Annotated in this window: 1 protein-coding gene and 1 pseudogene; both read right to left on the reverse strand. The window is 30.1% G+C overall.

What is annotated here, in order from left to right:
- Positions 1 to 72 precede the first annotated feature (72 nt).
- Positions 73 to 354 (reverse strand): PTS sugar transporter subunit IIB, encoded by a 282-nt coding sequence (locus EZH24_RS13020; protein ID WP_137999444.1) that lies wholly within the window; start codon positions 352 to 354, stop codon positions 73 to 75.
- 23 nt (positions 355 to 377) lie between these two features.
- Positions 378 to 731: pseudogene (locus tag EZH24_RS13025) on the reverse strand (hypothetical protein); the annotation flags it as partial.

Genomic DNA, 731 nt, shown 5'->3' on the forward strand with positions numbered 1-731 from the left:
TTGAGATTTAATATTAGCTTTATATAATTTTTTCGATAGCGCCAATTCTATAGGATTTATCATAAATTATGCCTATAAATTTTGTAATATATTTTTTATCTCTTCTATAGTTTTATCTTTTCCGACTCCCGTTAAAAATGGGACTCCGCTTACAACAGGAACATCCGTTTCAAAAGGAACTTGAGCCGTAGAAACTATTAATACAGCTCCATCTATATGACTTTGTATTTCCTGAACGCTGCATTTAATTATATTCATATCTTTATTTAAAGATTCCAATATACTTTTTACCGCAACCGCCGCCATAGTCGAAGTGGCTATTCCCGAACCGCATGATATTATAATTTTTTGCATAATTTTCTCCTTAAAAAAATATTTTATACAGACTTTCCATATTTACTATCGCTTTTTATATCTTTCAAAAATAAATATAAAAGTTTTTTAACGTTTATTAAATCGTTTATTGATATAGTTTCTATATTAGTATGAGTATATCTCGTAGGTATGGATAAAGAAGCGCATGGCACTCCGTAATTCCCTGAAAATTCCAAAAAAGCGGTTTCCGTTAAAACACCTAAAGCGACTTCATATTGGTAAGGTATTTTATTTTTATCCGCTATATTCGTTATATGTTTCAATAATTTTTCATCTGGAATCATTCCCGCTAAAGTTCCTCGTCCATGAAAATTCATTGAGGTAATTCCTACTCCTTTATTTATCATAATATCCGA

The organism is Brachyspira catarrhinii (genome assembly GCF_005518285.1).
In the GTDB taxonomy this organism is placed as follows: Bacteria; Spirochaetota; Brachyspiria; order Brachyspirales; family Brachyspiraceae; genus Brachyspira; species Brachyspira catarrhinii.